Origin of the sequence: Zobellia sp. OII3 (assembly GCF_002211465.1) — a bacterium.
Lineage (GTDB): Bacteria > Bacteroidota > Bacteroidia > Flavobacteriales > Flavobacteriaceae > Zobellia > Zobellia galactanivorans.
In genome coordinates this window covers 1-15045 of record NZ_MWRZ01000017.1, presented here as the reverse complement: position 1 = coordinate 15045, position 15045 = coordinate 1, and the positions used below count along the sequence as shown (strand labels likewise).

Sequence of the window (15045 nt, the reverse complement as noted above, 5' to 3'; positions counted from 1 at the left end):
AATAAAATTAAGCCTGTTCTTTCTTTGTCATGATTCTGTCTGAATAAAATTAATACTTATAATCTTTTTTCAGACAGAGTTCAGTTTACAGTCTCCTCTTAAACCAACTTTTCTTATTTACCAATTCACTAGTAATTAACTCACTTCAGTTAATACTTTTACAGGAAAATTAAAAAGATTAGTGTTCCCTAAAAATTTCGAAAACCAACTCTTTGGTCAATGGTCGTCCTTTTGCTTTTTCACGAATAGCATCATAACTAAAACGAAAGTCGCAACCCGTTTTATACTCACTACAACCGTAAGCGGTTTTTCCTTTTATGATAGTGCCTTTGTTACATTTCGGACACCTATTTTCTTCGGAGGTATTCTTTACTTGAATTTTAGGCTTCTTAGGTTCTAACTTTAATTTAAAGCTGTCATCAAATCTAACCAAGCCTTCAACTGAATCATTGTTGACTTTAAAGCCTTTTAAATTTACTGTCGAACCTTTTTGAAACAACCTAACATACTGTTTTTCCGAAATGGTTTTCCCTTGAAATTTAAAAGGAATAACAAAATCGCAAGTCTTATTAAACTCAGAACAGCCATAAGCTGATTTCCCTCTTCGAATGCTTCCTTTTTTACATTTAGGACAAACCTCCGATGTTATTCCCCTAGCCTTTTTAATTGCTTTTTTCTTGGAAGCCGCTGCTGGCGGTTTGTTATTTACAGCTGAAATATTAGCCTTTCTAGTTTCACTTCGAACGTCGTAAACCAATTGGTCGACCATTTGTTTCATCTGCTTGATAAAACTGCCTGCACTAAAGGTACCTTTCTCAATATCTTTTAATTGCTTTTCCCATTTACCGGTAAGTTCGGCAGACTTCAGCATTTCATTTTGAATGGTGTCGATCAATTGAATACCTGTAACCGTGGGAATCACCTGCTTTTTATTTCGCTTTATATATTTTCTGCGAAACAATGTTTCGATGATATTGGCACGTGTTGAAGGCCTACCAATTCCGTTTTCTTTCATTAGCTCACGAAGTTCATCGTCATCGACCTTTTTACCTGCAGTTTCCATTGCACGTAAGAGTGACGCTTCTGTATACTGCTTTGGCGGCTTTGTTTGCTTTTCTAAAAATGAAGGCTCGTGTGGGCCCTTTTCGCCTTTCTTAAACGTTGGCAATATTCCCGATTCTTTTGATGGTGCATTGGGTGTTTCGAAAACAATACGCCATCCTTTTTCTAAAATCTCTTTTCCGGTGGTTTTAAATTTTACCGTTTCAGCTTTACCTATGACAGTAGTATTCGAAACTTTACAATCTGGATAAAAAACAGCTATAAAACGGCGTACAATTATATCATAAACCTGTTGCTGATTGTACTGCAAGTTTATTTGTTGACCAGTAGGAATAATAGCGTGGTGATCCGTAACCTTACTGTCGTCAAAAACCTTTTTGGTTTTCTTTAATTTTTTACCGTCAAGAGGTTTCGTTAGGGTATCGTACTTCGTAAGTTTCTTGAGTATCTCCGGCACTTTAGGGTATACATCATTAGGCAAAAATGTGGTATCTACCCTTGGGTAGGTCACTACTTTTTGCTCATATAATTTCTGAACAATCTTTAAAGTCTCGTCTGCACTAAATCCAAATTTGGTGTTACAATACACTTGTAAACCTGTCAAATCAAAAAGCTTGGGCGCATATTCATTACCTGCCTTTTTTGAGATAGAAACAATTTCAAAGTCATGTTCTTTTACAATATTGGCAAGTTTTTCGCCATCTTCTACTTTTAAAAAACGACCTTCTTCATAACTGAACAAGGTTTCGCGATATAATGTTTGCAGCTCCCAATAAGGTTGTGGCTTAAAATTCTCTATCTCTTTAAACCGGTCTACCAGCATAGCCAAGGTTGGTGTTTGTACACGCCCAACGGACAATACTTGCTTGTAGCCGCCATGTTTTAAAGTGTATAAGCGGGTAGCATTCATACCCAAAAGCCAATCGCCAATCGCACGAGAAAAACCTGCATAATATAAATTATCGTAATCTGTAGAGGGTTTTAAATTATCGAATCCTTCTTTTATAGCTTCTTTGGTAAGTGAAGAAATCCAAAGTCTTTCAACTTTGCCTTTGTAGTTCGCTTGATTTAATACCCAACGTTGTATCAATTCCCCCTCTTGCCCGGCATCCCCACAGTTTATAACAACATCGGCCTTATCGAATAATTGCTTTATAATCTTAAACTGTTTTTGAATACCAGAATCTTTAGTCACTTTGGTTTCAAAATGTTCGGGTAACATTGGTAGGTTATTTAGATCCCAACTTTTCCAATGAGGTTTATAATCGTTTGGCTCTTTAAGTGTGCAAAGATGTCCGAAAGTATAGGTTACTGCATAGCCATTACCTTCGTAGTAACCATCATGTTTGGTATTTGCCCCAAGAACGGAAGCTATTTCTCGCGCAACAGATGGTTTTTCGGCAATACATACTTTCATTTTTTGTGTTGAAAATTAAAAATTTTTAAGTTACGATATATCGTATTGTTGTACCTTATCTTTATCTTTCTTTATTTGAACTGTATGAATCATACAGTCTATTTAGTCTATATTTCTTGATTATATTGTCAATTTCCCTTACCGTAAATGTTTCAACACTGATATATGGTTGGATTAACAACTGCATATAATATACTTAAAATGGAAGTTGAAATTCTATCTCCCATCAATCACATCCTTAAAACCAAATTACTCTCGGTTTTCCCGGCAATACAATAAACGAACATGGGGTAAAAACGCTTTACGTTCCGAATCAACAAAGGGTAAAATTATTTAGGGGAGATGATATGTTGTTTTCGATCAGCTATTTTTTTTAATTAAAACTATCGAGCTTATCCGGAAAAGGGACATACGGGCGCTCCAGAAAAACGCCCTGATTAAAAATAGAATAATCTTAAATAATCGATTATCCTTAAAAAAAGAAATATCTTGCATTATATGGGCATTTTTGACTTTAGAGATCCGAGTAAGAGAAAAAAACAGAGCACTCCTATTTCAGTAGAATGCACAGCCACTGAAATTTTTCTGAATAACACCAGTATTAGCTTTCCTACCAATTACACGGTACTTAAAAACATATTGGGAGAGGCTTCTCGCATAGAACCTATTAAAAACACGAACAACAAGGTGTATTTATGGGATGACTTTGGCATATATTGCTCCACAGCTAATCCAGATAAAATGCTGATGCTACTATTAGTAGAAGATAATAGATATGGATTAGGCCATCAACCCCTGAAAAATTTTGAAGGGAATGTTTCAATAGACGGCAAACCTATGGCCGAAAACATTCAAAACGTAGATATCGATAGACCTTATATGATACGATCCATTATAAAGGAGCAAAAGCAAGTGGCAATTGCCATTGGTTGGAACCCGGGTGTTTAGCACCGACATACTTAAGTGACCAATATCATGTTTATTGAAATTCAAATAGCGAACCTTTGTTGTCAAATGCAATAAACTAGCTATTATGACCATACAAAGACTTCAGGTAGGTATTCTATTTTCACTTATTTTCAATTTTATACCTATATCAGCGCAAACACTGGAAGTTGATGCTGATCTAAGGGCCCGATTTGAATATCGCCACGGATACAACAACCTTTTTCCTACCGATGCCGATCCCGCCGCATTCGTAAACCAACGTACCCGTCTGAATATTGGCTATTCCGCAGAAAAACTAAAACTGTTCATTGCGGTACAAGATGTGAGTACTTGGGGAGACACCCGACAAATTTTAGCGATAGACGGAAACGATTCTTTCTCTTTATTTCAAGCTTGGGCACAATTGCAATTCAATGAAAATTGGTCTACCAAGCTAGGCAGGCAAGTAATTTCTTATGACGACCAACGTATTTTTGGCGGTTTGGATTGGGCCATGCAAGGACGTTTTCATGATGCTGCCATCATAAGCTACAAAAAGGATAATTTTATGCTTGACTTAGGTGGGGCCTTTAGCCAAGAAGCGGCAAGTAATGAAGGGACGGCATATAATATTCAAGGTTTTTTTACTTATAAATCCATGCAGTATGCCTACCTCAAGCAATCTTGGGAGAAAAATTCCGTGAGCTTCCTTTTTCTAAATACGGGGTTTCAAGATTTTACCGGTGATGCCAATGATATTGCAGACGGCGTTTCCTATAGACAGACCACGGGTTCATACTTTAAATTCCCAACACAGAAAGTAAATTTTGCCGGTAGTGCCTATTATCAATTTGGGAAAGCAAATGCTACCACGGACTTAGCAGCTTATCAATTGGCTTTAGAGGCCACTTATACATCTGATAAACTTCTTTACGGTTTGGGTGTTGAACTTTTAAGCGGAACCGACCAAGACGGCGACTCCAAGAACAAATCCTTCTTTCCTCTTTATGGCACCAATCACAAGTTTAATGGATTCATGGATTATTTTTATGTAGGCAACCATGCTAACAATGTCGGACTTAACGATGTATACGGAAAAATTGTTTTTACCACGGGCGAAAAATCGAACCTATTGCTAAAAGGACATTATTTTAGCGCCAATGCAGACCTTTCCGGAGATGCCGATGCTTATTTAGGAACGGAATTAGATTTGGTATATACACAAGCCCTAATGACGAATGTAAAGCTAAATGTAGGCTATTCCCACATGTTTGCTTCGGATAGTATGACGCTTATAAAAGGTGGCAGACCAAGTGACAATACAAACAACTGGGGATGGGTTCAACTAACGATCAATCCAAATCTTTTTAAAACAAATTTGGGCAGGGCCTCAAACTAAGAATACAACTCCTTCAACAGATAGCGCCAATTTCCCCATGATCAAAACAATGTCCTTTCCTACTAAGGGTTCGCCACCCAAAAGCCTTAGTATAGAGACTTCCAAATAAACTCCTTTACAGCGGAGAACGGCATAATAGGGGATTTTGGAGCATGCCGGGTACCAGCTACGCGCCTACGGTACGTTGGACGTAAGTGAGATCTTCAAGTAGGAATGTTTGCCCTGTACAATCGCCTAAGCCCTTGCCGTTTTAAGCGTATTAATAGCTACCATTCCGCTAGCTGTTTACTTTCCATTGAGAAGATTCATCCTCAAATATTTCCTTTCCAAAAACAGGCACATCGGCCTTAATGGCCTCTACCACATATTCCAACGCTTTAAAGACTTCTTTCCGCCTTGGTGATGACACAAAAACAAATAGGCATATCTCTCCCGATTTTACCTCTCCCAAACTATGGTAGATATGCATACAGCTAAGGTTGAATTTTTCAAAAGTAGCCTCCCGTATCTCATGGAATTTCTTATTTGCCATATCCTCATATGCCGTATACTCAATAGCTGCAACTTTTTTATCGTCTACAACATCGGCCCGTACTTGGCCAAGAAAAATATTATGCGCGCCAATACTGTTTTTAGATTGATGTTTGGCAATAGATTCCGCTATAAATGCAGAAGAAATAGCGCCTTGTTTAAATACGTTTTTATAAGTAGTGCCCATTTTCTAATCCTATTTTCTATACTATAACTTGATGGTGTTACTGCTATTGACAGAATTGACATTTTGCCGTAGCGATAAACCTGATTCGTTTTTCTTAAATTCCGTTTAGGGTTTCAAACTCTTTGTCCAGAAACTCCCAACACTTTTTGTTGATTTGCTCAAAAGCCGCTATTAGTTTTTTCCCATAGGGTGTAACAACCGTCCCACCTCCTTTTTGCCCACCAACCGATGTAGTTACCACGGCTTCTTTTGCCGATTTGTTAACGGCATCTACTAGCGTCCATGCTTTTTTATAAGACATGCCAATAGACTTTGCCGCTTTTGACAATGAGCCTTGTGTCTCAATTTCCTTTAGTAAACGCACTCTACCCTCACCAAACAAAACATTATCCCCTACTTCAATCCAAATCCTACTTTTTATTTTGTAATCGTTCATAACAAACTGTTATTTGGTGGGTAATAGTAGTGTTTTTACGTTCTGGCCTTTTCTTATTTCCATAGAATTCACAGGTAGGCAAACCAGGGCATTGGCATCTCCAAAAGCACGTACCATAGCAGAGCTCTGTCCTCCTAAAATAGTCACTCCAGCACCTTCTATCCGTGCTTTTAGAAATTGTGCCTGAGTTCCCTTTACCGTATAATCAGATAACAAAGGCAAAGAAATAATTGGAAGGTTCATATGATCCGCGCCTTCATATTTCTTTAAAAGAGGATATACATAGATGTAAAAACAACTAAGCGCAGCTGCAGGGTTTCCGGGGAGCCCAAATATGGATGTTCCTTCCTTTTTACCGAAAAACAGGGGTTTTCCTGGTTTTTGCCTCACCTTATAAAAAATCTCATGTACGCCAATGGCATTAAATGCTTTTCCGACAAAATCGTAATCCCCTACGGATACCCCGCCCGTAACGATAACAACATCGTGTTTTCCCAAAGTATCCCTTAATACATTTTTGGTAGTATCATAGTCGTCCCTAATAGTAACCACAGAAGTATTTTTATAACCTAGTTCGTTTAGTACAGCGGTTAGCATAGCTCCATTCGATTCGTATATCTCACCATAGGATAAGGGCATACCCGGGGCCACTAATTCGTTTCCAGTAACGACAATGGCCACTGATGGTTTTTTAGAAACTGTAATCTTAGTAAGCCCTAAACTCGCTAAAAATCCGATATGAACCCCTTTAATCGTAGTCCCTTTGTTTATGGCAACACCGCCCGCTTTTATCTGTTCCGCTTTGGGTCTGATGTTCATATTCACCTTCGGGGATTCTTCTATGATAATCTTATTACCATCAACGGTTACTCTTTCTTGCATGACTACCGTATTTGCAGAAGTTGGAACGGGTGCTCCCGTAAAGATGCGGACAGCTTCGCCTTTACGTAAAGTGGGATCATTGTTATCACCAGCCTGTACTTCCCCTACCACGGTATATGTAAAATCATCGTACAGGTGCAGTGCATAACCATCCATAGCCGATTGCCTGAATGGCGGCATATCTATTCTTGAAGCAACATCTTTGGCCACAACATAATCTAGGGCATCTTTCAAGTCTACCTCAAAAAATTCGGTATTGAGCGTACCATGTCTCAAAACCAATTCCAACGCCGTAGTAGTATCTATCATTATTTCCGTGCCTTCTTATTTTAATAGATGAAATGATTTTAGATACCAACAAACTTATACAAGCACATCAGCAACAATAAAAACCTTATAATCAACGTAATATCCACTATTCGAATCTCTTCATGAATAATCCTTTATATTACAAGAGAATGAATAACAAGTAATCGTTATTTCCATTCAAATATAGCGATTGCTTTATTATTCACTCTATGACATTTATCATCTTTTCAAGGAAAATACTCCCCTATTTTTGTTAAATTGTAAGACAACTTTGAATGAAAATTCGGAGTTTTCACACCTATATAACCAACACAGTATGCCTATCAAAAGTTATTTAGCACACCCTATTGCAGGACGGAAAGACGAGTTATTGACCGCTTTAAAAGGTTTCGATCAATGTGAGGTACTTCCTGCAGAGAATCAAGATATTTTGGCATTGGTAACGGACACCCTAGACGACAAAGAAGACGAAATTCTAAAAGAAAAAATTGAAGCCCTAAGCAGTCTAAAACTACTGGCTTTAGTTTCTGGTTTTAACACCCCTCAATAATTTATATAGCTATGTACGATTCTCTAAGCAACAGAAGGAATTTTATAAAGAAAATGGCCATGTTGTCGGCTATTACAGCGGCCGCATCGATGTTCCCCGGCATTGTATTTGCCAGTGAGCAAGAGAAAGGAATTCCCGATAATGCCAATCTGGATTGGAAAAAGGGTCCTTGTAGATTCTGTGGCGTAGGTTGTGGAATTCTTGTAGGTACTGAAAATGGAAAGGCCATAGCTGTAAAGGGTGACCCTAATTCGTCCGTGAACAAAGGATTGTTGTGTGTAAAAGGATACCACCAAATCATGTGTATCCAATCTAAGGACAGACTTGAAACTGCTTTGGTAAAGAAAAATGGCAAATACGTAGAAACCCCATTGAATGAAGCTTTGGACCTTGTTGCTTCAAAAATGAAAGAAAGCATTGCCCAGAACGGTAAGGATTCCGTGGCCATGTATACTTCAGGACAGTCTACAATACCGGAAGGCTATATTGCTTCTAAATTCATGAAAGGGGCTATAGGGACCAATAACCTAGATTGTAATGCACGCCTTTGTATGGCAAGTGCAGTGACAGGATTCTTAACCTCTTTTGGAGCGGATGAACCCATGGGCTGTTATGAAGATATTGATCACGCCGATTACTTTGTTACCTGGGGAAACAATATGGCAGAAATGCACCCGGTACTATTCTCAAGAATGCTGGAACAAAAAGCGAAACGTGGTGCTAAGATTATTGATTTTGCTACGCGAACTACACGTTCTAGTACCGCTTCCGATAAATCAATCTTATTTGAACCCCAAACCGACTTGGCGGTAGCAAATGCCATTTGTTATGAAATCATACAAAACGGATGGGTCAATAAATCCTTTGTTGAGAAGCATTGTAGCTTTAGTAAAGGCCTTACCAATATTGGCTATGGTCTAGAAGACAATTTTCAGTTTACGGATAAGCCGGAGAAAATAGATTTTGAAGCCTATAAAGAATTCCTAAAGGACTATAGTCCAGAAAAAGTAGCTAAATATTCTAAGGTATCCGTTAAGGATATTAAATATCTGGCGGCAATTTACGGAGACCCGAATAAAAAAGTAGTTTCCTACTGGTGTATGGGAATGAACCAACACACTAGAGGAACATGGATTAACAATCTTGTTTACAATATTCATTTACTTACCGGTAAAATATCGCAACCGGGCAACGGACCTTTCTCATTAACAGGTCAGCCTTCTGCCTGTGGTACCGCTCGTGAGGTGGGAACTTTTACGCACAAACTACCACACGGTGTAGTAATGAACGAAAAAGATAGGGAAATGGCCGCTAAAATTTGGAAGGTTCCTGTAGAGCGCATTCCATCTAAGCCTACCTATCATGCCACTGAAATGTTCCGGGCAGTAGACCGCGGAGACATCAATTTTATATGGGTACAAGCGACCAATCCTTTAGTTTCATTACCTAAGACCAGCCGTTACCGTCCAGCCATGGAAAAGAAATCTTGTTTTGTTGTGGTTTCGGATGTATTCCCTACACCTACTACGGATGTAGCAGATGTTATTCTTCCAGCTGCTTGGCATATTGAGAAAGGTGGACTCTATGGTAATTCTGAGCGAAGAACACAGTATTGGCAAAAAATGGTTGATGCACCAGGAGAGGCAACAGCAGATACCTGGATGTTTATTGAAGTAGCAAAACGAATGGGATTTGAAGACCTATTCCCTTATAGCAAAGAAAATCACGTAGAAGAAATATACAACGAATACAGACAATTTCACGAAGGTGCAAAACACGGCATGGCACCACTTGAAGTCCTACAGAAAGAGTCCGGAGCTATCTGGCCTTATGTAGATGGCAAGTCCACCCAATGGCGTTATAATGCACAATATGACCCTGCTTGTTCCAATGGAGAAGACTTTCATTTCTATGGAAAACCAGATGGCAAAGCGGTTATATGGCAACGTCCTTTTGAAGAGGCCCCAGAGAAACCTGATCAAGAATACCCATTCTGGCTAAACACCGGTCGTGTTGTAGAACACTGGCATACAGGGTCCATGACGCGTAGAATCCCCGTACTTCATCAAGCAATGCCAAATGGGTATGTGGAGTTTCACCCAGATGATGCAAAGTCTTTAGGAATTAGAAACGGAGAAAACATTAAAATAACCTCTCGTCGGGGTTCTTGTACACTACCGGCATCCATCAACGAAAGAGGTTTACCTACAAAAGGGCAAGTATTCGTTCCCTTCTTTGATGAGAACATGCTCATTAACGATGTTACCCTAGACTCCTTCTGCCCTATTTCCAAAGAACCGGATTATAAAAAATGTGCGGTAAAAGTTGAAAGAGCCTAGACTATGAAAAAAAGACTTGGAATCATATCGTTTTTTGTAGTGATCTTTATTGCGTTTATCGTGGTATGGAACTACAGCTATGAACAAGGCTTGGAGGAAGCCTACACACCTGTTATTGAAACTCCTACCGGAAACTTTATTCCATCGGAAAGTGGCGCTTTCAGACGATTTGATGATGCAGGTGCAGGTTTGGATTATCTCAATATGCCCGTAGATGAAAACCACCAACGAACGCTAGATACGTATTATGATAACAGAGCCTATCCGGGAGCACCACCAAGTATTCCGCATCCTGTAGCAAAAGAGCGCAGCTATGGAGGCAATACCTGTATACAATGTCACCAAAACGGTGGTTTTGTAGCAAAATTTGATGCTTATGCCCCTGTTACGCCACATCCAGAAATGGTTAACTGCAGACAGTGCCACGTTACTAAAAACACCACTAGCGACTTTAAGGAAAACGGATTTGCCAAACCAAAACCACCAAAAGTGGGACTTGGTGCAAATAATGCATTGCTGGGAGGCCCACCAATGATACCGCATCAATTACAAATGAGAGAAAACTGTATTTCTTGTCACGGAGGGCCAAGTGCCCCTAAAGAAATTAGAGTTTCACATCCGGACCGCATAAACTGCAGACAATGCCATTTGCCAAAACATAGTGAACAACCCACCGTTGATGCGAATACATTTCTAAGACAATTCGATAAACTAAATGAAAAATAGAACGCTAATATATTTCGTAGTAGTACTTCTAGGGGTATCCTTATTCTCTTGTAAAGGCGGAGAAGAGTACCATACCATATCCGATAAAATAGAAGGGGAAAGTAAACCCTATCATGGCGCGTTGACCTCCGAAGAACTATTAGCGGATACGGAGTTAATTGAAATCACGGAAGGAGAACATACCTTCCTTATTCCAGAACGAAAAGGACAAATAAAATCATTTGCCTGTACAGAGTGCCATAGCAAACCGGTCTCGCAGATGATTGGTAAAGATGCGCCAAAAGCACACTGGGACATTAAAGTGAATCATGCCAATAGTGATGCCATGAACTGTGCTACCTGCCACAACGGAGAGGACATGAATCAATTGAATACCCTAACGGGAAAAAACATAGATTTCAATTTAAGCTACAAATTATGTGCACAATGCCATTCGAGTCAATTCGAAGATTGGAAAGGCGGCGCCCACGGTAAGAAAGTCGCAGGATGGGCTCCTCCACGAGCGTCTAATACCTGTGTGAATTGTCATAATCCGCACAGTCCCAGTTTTGAAACGAGATGGCCCGTACAATTCAATACAAAAACGGCTATAGAACGTAACGAAGGTTTAGGTCATTAAAAATAAAGGTATGAGCGATAATAAAAAATGGTACTCTCTAGACCTAGGTCTAAATAACAGAAAAGAATCTTCGGGTTCTTGTGGTTGCGGTAAATCAGAGGGAAGCTGTAATAGCGGCCAAAAAAAAGAAGAGGAACTAAGCGCCGATGAGTTTTACGAGGCCGCCATCAACGCATCTATAGGAGAGGAAAGACATCGCGATGGCTTTGAGCAGGTTTTTGATGTAAAGATGGACCGAAGGAGTGCCTTTAAAAAACTAACTGCCAGCCTCTTGATAGGTGCTGGCGCAGTAACCACTTCATGTAGTGTAACCGCGGGAAGTGATACCAAGGAAAAGGCCCAGATCGATTGGGAGGAACAGTTTAAGGGAAACTATAAACTAATGACCGATGAGGAAAAACAGGCTACTATAAATAGACTTATGCGCTCGTATGAACTGCGTACGAATAAAAACATAAATATGACCGCAGAAAATGCGGCAGAAGATGTGCTCTTTGGCTATGCTTTCAATATATCCAAATGTCAGGGGTATATGAACTGTGTTAGTGCCTGTGTTGAGGAGAACAACCAAGACCGTAATTCCGAAATGCAGTACATCCGTATTCATGAGATGAAAGATGGGGAAGGCTTTAAGTTTGACAAAGCGGATGATAATTATTACCACGAGGTGCCCGCAGAAGGTCATTTCTATATGGGAACACAATGTTTTCATTGCGATAATCCTCCCTGTGTGGAAGTTTGCCCCGTGCAGGCAACATGGAAAGAGGAAGACGGACTCGTGGTTATAGATTATGACTGGTGCGTTGGCTGCCGCTACTGTATGGCTGCCTGCCCCTACGATGGTAGACGTTTTAACTGGAGTAAACCCGAAGTTCCAGAAAACGAAGTAAACAAAAATCAACATTACCTAGGGAACAGAATGCGCAAGAAAGGCGTCATGGAGAAATGTACTTTCTGTGTACAACGTACGCGTAAAGGGAAAAACCCGGCCTGTGTTGAAGCATGTCCTACCGGAGCTCGGATTTTCGGCAATCTCTTAGACCCTAACAGCACCATACGATGGGTACTGGAAAACAAGAAAGTATTTAGGTTAAAAGAAGATTTAGGCACAGAACCCAAGTTCTGGTACTTCATGGACTAAGAACGTCATAAAGGAAAGCATATAAATCGTAAGGCTTAGAATAGCAGAAATTCTTAGTCGGCAGATTTAAAATAATATACAATGGGAGCATTTAAAGTATTTAGAAGTTTGGTGGTCGATAGCTTAGATACCATAACCAAGGGATCTAAAAAGTATCACCTTTGGATGGGGTTTCTTACCTTGGTGATGCTAATCGGCATGTATTGTTATTCCATTCAATTGGAAGAAGGACTTAGCGCCACCGGAATGTCCGATCGCGTTAGCTGGGGACTGTACATTTCTAACTTTACTTTCTTGGTCGGAGTTGCCGCCGCGGCCGTAATGTTGGTCATGCCCACCTACGTTTTAAAAGATATCGATTTTAAACAGGCCGTTTTGATTGGCGAAGGATTGGCCGTAGCGGCATTAATAATGTGTTTAGCCTTTGTAGTTGCCGATATGGGGGGGCCATCCGTGTTATGGCATATGATCCCCGGAATAGGGGTTTTCAACTTCCCGAACTCCATGCTGACTTGGGACGTTATTGTTTTGAACGGATACCTTTTCATTAATATCAGTATTCCATTTTACATCCTCTTTAAGCATTATCAGAATAAAGAAGCAAAGAAAAGTGTGTATGTGCCGGGTGCAATTCTATCCGTGTTTTGGGCCGTGGGTATTCACTTGGTAACTGCATTTTTATACCAAGGTCTGCAAGCACGTCCTTTTTGGAACAATGCATTGTTAGGGCCTCGTTTCTTGGCATCGGCATTTGCAGCGGGACCTGCACTTATTATTTTGGTTTTGGCCGTCATACGGTCTTTTACGGCATTCAAGATAGAAGACAAAACAATCAAAAAAATAGCAATGATTGTCACCGTAGCCGCTCAGATAAACTTGATCATGCTAGTCTCTGAATTGTTCAAGGAATTTTATGCCCCTACACACCACAGTGAAAGTGCGTATTACCTTTTCTTTGGACTACATGGTAAAGATGCGTTATTACCGTGGATTTGGACCGCTATACCTTTAAACGTTCTTGCCACAGTGATACTCACATTCAATAAATTTAGAAATAACCTGAAAGTATTATACTTCTGCTGCTTTATGCTATTTGTAGCGATATGGATAGAAAAAGGATTTGGTTTGATCGTTCCTGGCTTCATTCCCGGACCTTACGGTAAAATAGTAGAATACCTACCCACCGGCGTAGAAATTGGCGTAACAATCGGCATTTGGGCAATGGGTGCCTTTATATTTACCATTCTTGCCAAAACTGCCATTGGTATTGAGTTGGGAGAATTACGGTATAAGGACAAAAAAGCTTAGGCTTTACAACTCTTCCTGAAATATGTCCATAGGGCTGCAATACCCGCAAGAACTATACGGAACTTTAGCTCATTGATGGGCAGTCCGTGTAATGCAAATCGGCCTGTGTCCACCAGTGTACCTTCCTTCGCTTCCGGCCCTTTGCGAAAATATTGCGTTCGCATTTGCGACCAAAGAAACTCTTGCTCACCCCTGCAAACTTCCCCTAATTAGAACTGCTTAGTTTTCTCTAGTATTAAACTGTCCGGTTTTAAAGGAAGCTTACAAAATTGGTTCCCATAACTCAATCTTGTTGCCCTCTTTGTCCAAAATATGAACAAATTTTCCGTAATCGAAAGCTTCAATACTGTCAAGTATAGTCACTCCGTTTTTCTCTAATTTTTTCACAAGTCCTTCAATATTCTGAACTTGGTAATTAATCATAAATTCTTTTTTGGAAGGTGAAAAATATTCATCGCCTTTTTTAAACGCTTTCCATTGAAGAGAATTTACAATATCAGGATTGTCAACATCTCTACTGTCAAAACTCGATGACCCCCAATTATTAGTTTCTATTCCTAAATTTTCAGCATACCATTTTTGCGTTTCTTTCGGATTGTCAGAATAGAAGAAAATTCCACCAACTCCCGTTACTTTTGGCGTATTGTCAACTTTTGAAGCTGGCTTTTCCGTTTGGTCTTTTTTGTCTGCCATATCGTTGTTTTTTTATTTTTCGAGTTGCAACTTGCGAGTAATATTAGAACCGATAATGTTAGTATTATTTTATTCATATCGCTAATGTTAAGTTATCACGATGTTTTTTTTAGCTGACGCACAACGGTTGAGCTATGAACAGTACGGGGCACGCCATCTGCGACAGCAGTGGGCGAGTTGGCGCGTTGGCCGCTTTCCGCCGCGCACATAGCGAATTCTTTTTGTTTTGTTTTTTCTTTTTCCGTCCAAAAGCAAAATCCCATCCCGATAGCTATCGGGATTGCGGACATCATAAAAATACGCAAACCATGTGATTAAGCCCTCAGCCCGAATTGTTTATAGGTTGTGTGCCTGTTGCACAAGTTAACGAAAAAACCACATAGGCTAAAGGAGATCTTAACGTTGGGTCGTTAATTTTAGGTATGCAGGGAAAAAAGGAGTATCAAGAAAAACTGTTCGCCCATTTCCAGTTGAGCGAGCGAATCCCCAAGAACAATTTCTACAGGCGGTTGAAAGAGG

The 15045-nt window shown here is 39.9% G+C and carries 14 protein-coding genes; 8 read left to right on the top strand and 6 right to left on the bottom strand.

Features of this window, described 5'->3' with window-relative positions; genetic code table 11:
• Positions 1 to 178: 178 nt before the first annotated feature.
• Positions 179 to 2479 carry a type IA DNA topoisomerase gene (locus B4Q04_RS21510; RefSeq protein WP_088698057.1) on the bottom strand — a complete coding sequence of 767 codons (2301 nt, stop codon included), beginning with the start codon at positions 2477 to 2479 and terminating at the stop codon, positions 179 to 181.
• 498 nt (positions 2480 to 2977) lie between these two features.
• Here B4Q04_RS21510 and B4Q04_RS21505 point away from each other — a divergent pair, with 498 nt between their 5' ends.
• Positions 2978 to 3427: a hypothetical protein gene (locus B4Q04_RS21505; protein WP_013994550.1), complete on the top strand. Its 450-nt coding sequence runs from the start codon at positions 2978 to 2980 to the stop codon at positions 3425 to 3427.
• A gap of 85 nt (positions 3428 to 3512) precedes the next feature.
• Positions 3513 to 4805, top strand: a complete 1293-nt coding sequence (locus tag B4Q04_RS21500) for an alginate export family protein (protein ID WP_088698056.1) — start codon at positions 3513 to 3515, stop codon at positions 4803 to 4805.
• Between the two features lie 277 nt (positions 4806 to 5082).
• On the opposite strand, the gene B4Q04_RS21495 is transcribed toward B4Q04_RS21500, so the two are convergent.
• From B4Q04_RS21495 to glp, 3 genes are all read right to left on the bottom strand, one after another.
• Positions 5083 to 5523 carry a molybdenum cofactor biosynthesis protein MoaE gene (locus B4Q04_RS21495; protein ID WP_088698055.1) on the bottom strand — a complete coding sequence of 147 codons (441 nt, stop codon included), beginning with the start codon at positions 5521 to 5523 and terminating at the stop codon, positions 5083 to 5085.
• Positions 5524 to 5617: 94 nt separating this feature from the next.
• Entirely contained in the window at positions 5618 to 5959 is a 342-nt protein-coding gene (locus B4Q04_RS21490; protein ID WP_013994547.1) for a winged helix-turn-helix domain-containing protein, read from the bottom strand.
• Between the two features lie 9 nt (positions 5960 to 5968).
• A complete protein-coding gene (glp, locus tag B4Q04_RS21485) occupies positions 5969 to 7150 on the bottom strand; it encodes a gephyrin-like molybdotransferase Glp (protein ID WP_013994546.1) in 1182 nt (393 codons plus the stop codon).
• Positions 7151 to 7466: 316 nt separating this feature from the next.
• On the opposite strand from glp, the gene B4Q04_RS21480 reads away from it, so the two are divergent.
• The 6 genes from B4Q04_RS21480 to dsrP all read left to right on the top strand — a co-directional run bounded on the left by B4Q04_RS21480 (position 7467) and on the right by dsrP (position 13833).
• Positions 7467 to 7700 carry a hypothetical protein gene (locus tag B4Q04_RS21480; RefSeq protein WP_013994545.1) on the top strand — a complete coding sequence of 78 codons (234 nt, stop codon included), beginning with the start codon at positions 7467 to 7469 and terminating at the stop codon, positions 7698 to 7700.
• An 11-nt stretch (positions 7701 to 7711) separates the two neighbouring features.
• Positions 7712 to 10039, top strand: a complete 2328-nt coding sequence (locus B4Q04_RS21475) for a molybdopterin-dependent oxidoreductase (protein WP_088698054.1) — start codon at positions 7712 to 7714, stop codon at positions 10037 to 10039.
• Between the two features lie 3 nt (positions 10040 to 10042).
• Positions 10043 to 10765, top strand: coding sequence for a cytochrome C (locus B4Q04_RS21470; protein ID WP_088698053.1), 723 nt, complete (start codon positions 10043 to 10045; stop codon positions 10763 to 10765).
• Positions 10755 to 11384, top strand: a complete 630-nt coding sequence (locus tag B4Q04_RS21465) for a cytochrome c (protein ID WP_013994542.1) — start codon at positions 10755 to 10757, stop codon at positions 11382 to 11384. The genes B4Q04_RS21470 and B4Q04_RS21465 overlap by 11 nt, the downstream gene beginning before the upstream one ends.
• A gap of 10 nt (positions 11385 to 11394) precedes the next feature.
• Positions 11395 to 12525: a 4Fe-4S dicluster domain-containing protein gene (locus B4Q04_RS21460; protein WP_013994541.1), complete on the top strand. Its 1131-nt coding sequence runs from the start codon at positions 11395 to 11397 to the stop codon at positions 12523 to 12525.
• Positions 12526 to 12606: 81 nt separating this feature from the next.
• Positions 12607 to 13833: a sulfate reduction electron transfer complex DsrMKJOP subunit DsrP gene (dsrP, locus tag B4Q04_RS21455; RefSeq protein WP_013994540.1), complete on the top strand. Its 1227-nt coding sequence runs from the start codon at positions 12607 to 12609 to the stop codon at positions 13831 to 13833.
• A 261-nt stretch (positions 13834 to 14094) separates the two neighbouring features.
• Here dsrP and B4Q04_RS21450 read toward each other — a convergent pair whose 3' ends face one another.
• Positions 14095 to 14526 carry a VOC family protein gene (locus B4Q04_RS21450; protein WP_088698052.1) on the bottom strand — a complete coding sequence of 144 codons (432 nt, stop codon included), beginning with the start codon at positions 14524 to 14526 and terminating at the stop codon, positions 14095 to 14097.
• Positions 14463 to 14603, bottom strand: a complete 141-nt coding sequence (locus tag B4Q04_RS23195) for a lipoprotein (RefSeq protein WP_410543980.1) — start codon at positions 14601 to 14603, stop codon at positions 14463 to 14465. Before B4Q04_RS23195 ends, B4Q04_RS21450 begins: the two co-directional genes overlap by 64 nt.
• Positions 14604 to 15045: the final 442 nt, after the last annotated feature.

What these genes read in the sequence shown, in the direction of transcription:
- B4Q04_RS21510 (WP_088698057.1), bottom strand. Translation starts at nt 2,479, where the DNA reads ATGAAAGTATGTATTGCCGAAAAACCATCTGTTGCGCGAGAAATAGCT.
- B4Q04_RS21505 (WP_013994550.1), top strand. Translation starts at nt 2,978, where the DNA reads ATGGGCATTTTTGACTTTAGAGATCCGAGTAAGAGAAAAAAACAGAGC.
- B4Q04_RS21500 (WP_088698056.1), top strand. Translation starts at nt 3,513, where the DNA reads ATGACCATACAAAGACTTCAGGTAGGTATTCTATTTTCACTTATTTTC.
- B4Q04_RS21495 (WP_088698055.1), bottom strand. Translation starts at nt 5,523, where the DNA reads ATGGGCACTACTTATAAAAACGTATTTAAACAAGGCGCTATTTCTTCT.
- B4Q04_RS21490 (WP_013994547.1), bottom strand. Translation starts at nt 5,959, where the DNA reads ATGAACGATTACAAAATAAAAAGTAGGATTTGGATTGAAGTAGGGGAT.
- glp (WP_013994546.1), bottom strand. Translation starts at nt 7,150, where the DNA reads ATGATAGATACTACTACGGCGTTGGAATTGGTTTTGAGACATGGTACG.
- B4Q04_RS21480 (WP_013994545.1), top strand. Translation starts at nt 7,467, where the DNA reads ATGCCTATCAAAAGTTATTTAGCACACCCTATTGCAGGACGGAAAGAC.
- B4Q04_RS21475 (WP_088698054.1), top strand. Translation starts at nt 7,712, where the DNA reads ATGTACGATTCTCTAAGCAACAGAAGGAATTTTATAAAGAAAATGGCC.
- B4Q04_RS21470 (WP_088698053.1), top strand. Translation starts at nt 10,043, where the DNA reads ATGAAAAAAAGACTTGGAATCATATCGTTTTTTGTAGTGATCTTTATT.
- B4Q04_RS21465 (WP_013994542.1), top strand. Translation starts at nt 10,755, where the DNA reads ATGAAAAATAGAACGCTAATATATTTCGTAGTAGTACTTCTAGGGGTA.
- B4Q04_RS21460 (WP_013994541.1), top strand. Translation starts at nt 11,395, where the DNA reads ATGAGCGATAATAAAAAATGGTACTCTCTAGACCTAGGTCTAAATAAC.
- dsrP (WP_013994540.1), top strand. Translation starts at nt 12,607, where the DNA reads ATGGGAGCATTTAAAGTATTTAGAAGTTTGGTGGTCGATAGCTTAGAT.
- B4Q04_RS21450 (WP_088698052.1), bottom strand. Translation starts at nt 14,526, where the DNA reads ATGGCAGACAAAAAAGACCAAACGGAAAAGCCAGCTTCAAAAGTTGAC.
- B4Q04_RS23195 (WP_410543980.1), bottom strand. Translation starts at nt 14,603, where the DNA reads ATGAATAAAATAATACTAACATTATCGGTTCTAATATTACTCGCAAGT.